Source organism: Priestia sp. P5_B4 (assembly GCF_056400385.1).
Map to the genome: position 1 here is coordinate 1 of NZ_JBFULJ010000771.1, position 1,839 is coordinate 1,839.

The following is a 1,839-nucleotide window of genomic DNA, read 5'->3' on the forward strand; positions in this document are numbered from 1 at the left end:
TCGTCATACGTTACCTTAACATTTCTTACATACAAACTACTATTGTTCATACCATTAAAAAACACCGGCCCCATTACCATAGGGCCGGTGTTTTCAGGAGAGAAACAGCTTCCACCACTTCCTTTTTCGCTTCATATCAGCAGCGGCGGTTTGTCTAAAGGTTTGGACAAAATCACTAAACATCTCTTCGCGTTCAGCTACGCTTTGACGATGAAGCTTACGTTCTTTCTCCATTTCTTTTAAATAATAGACTCGTTCCTCATTCATTGAATCAATTAAATCACGAAGCTCTTCTGTCGTATTAGTTGAAGAATTGTTTAATTTTTCAACCATAAATTTTACTTGATTCATCGCAACGGTGGAATTGCTTGAGAATCGGTCTAATAAATACTGCATTTCTTTAGAGGATTCATCCGCATTCTCCATGACATCTTTCATGAACAGGCGCATATCCTCGGTTTTCTCTTCAGCGATTGTTGAATAATCTTCAATCAAAGAAGTGACTTCATCAAACGATTTTTCGTTAGAACGGATAATTTTTTTAGACATATTTTCTACATCTCTTGCACTGCGTTCTGAAGACTCAGAGATGTATGCCCCGACCGACTCCACCATTTCTACAGTTTGGGTAGCACTTTTTTCAAGCTCTCTTTTTACTTCTCCGACAATTTCTTCGCGAACTTCATTTCGCATACCTTCTCGCATTTCTTTTAACAAATCAGCTTTAAATGTATCAAGTACCTCAAACACATCTTCATAGCGGCGAACAGCTTCTACTAATTCCCCTTGAAGCATTTCTTTTTCATTCACAACAAGATCGTTTGGTTTTGGCTCTTCAATAGAAGCAGAAATAGCCTGCTTTTCTTCTTCAGTAGCTAATCGTGCTTCAGGTATAGGAGGGGTCTTCTCTTGCTTATTTTCTGAAATGCTTTCCTGCTTTTCAGCAGCTTTTTTCTTTTCTTGCTTCATTTGTTTATTGGAATGTTCTTGAAAATCAATGACGTTTTCTTTTTTAGCAGTTTTCAACTGTGCCGGTTCTTCTTCTTTTGAAACCGCTGCCTCTGATTCCATCACTAAATGCTCCTGTTCTTCTTGTTCTTTTATCAGCAGCTGAACGTATTCTTTGACTTCATCTAACGTACATTGTTCATCAAACAGCTGTTTAATATCATTAAATAATTCAATTTGTTCCTCTGTATAGACACGGGCCCCATCTACTCGTTCAATTGTTAAATAGCTGCCCAATAATTTTTCCCATTGTTTTAGCGTTTTCTTTTCTACCTCTAATTGATCACTTACTTTTTTAATTGTATATGTCTCCATCATTTTTCATTTCCTCCCTTATCTATTTTCATCCAACTATGTAATGGATTATTTGTTGTATGTTGTATTCACCATATCTTCACTTGTTTTCCTGCTAGGTGACAAAGGTTGTCAAAACTAGACGACATTAGCCTTCTATGTAAAGAAAACGCATATTTTGTAAAAAAATGTACAGAAATGCGCAAATGGCAAAAATGGAAAACACAAAAGAAAAGAAGAGTATAGAAAACAGTTGACGGGAAAAAATGAATCCTATAAGATAAGTTTAAATGTTTAAGTTCTTGAACATATAAACATAAGGAGTGAACACTATGTCACAGCATTATGCGCTCATCACCGGTGCGTCGGGAGGAATAGGTAAAGAGTTAGCTTATCAATTCGCAAAGGATGGGCATCCTGTAATTTTAGTTGCCAGAAGCGCTGATAAACTAGCAGCTATTGGAGAAAATTTAAAATCTACTTATAATATTGAAGTCATAACGGTTGTTAAGGATTTATCAAGAGAAGAAGAGATAC

At 36.3% G+C, this 1,839-nt stretch carries 2 protein-coding genes; one reads left to right on the forward strand and one right to left on the reverse strand.

Going from position 1 to position 1,839, the window contains the following annotated elements; genetic code table 11:
- Positions 1–93: 93 nt before the first annotated feature.
- Entirely contained in the window at positions 94–1,326 is a 1,233-nt protein-coding gene (locus AC1DRF_RS25775) for a helix-turn-helix domain-containing protein (protein WP_349346719.1), read from the reverse strand.
- 308 nt (positions 1,327–1,634) lie between these two features.
- Here AC1DRF_RS25775 and AC1DRF_RS25780 point away from each other — a divergent pair.
- A partial coding sequence (locus tag AC1DRF_RS25780) for an SDR family NAD(P)-dependent oxidoreductase (protein ID WP_477742050.1) occupies positions 1,635–1,839 on the forward strand: 205 nt, incomplete at its 3' end.

Bases quoted from the DNA above. Each gene is read 5' to 3' on its own strand.
- AC1DRF_RS25775 (WP_349346719.1), bottom strand. From the start codon at position 1,326: ATGATGGAGACATATACAATTAAAAAAGTAAGTGATCAATTAGAGGTA.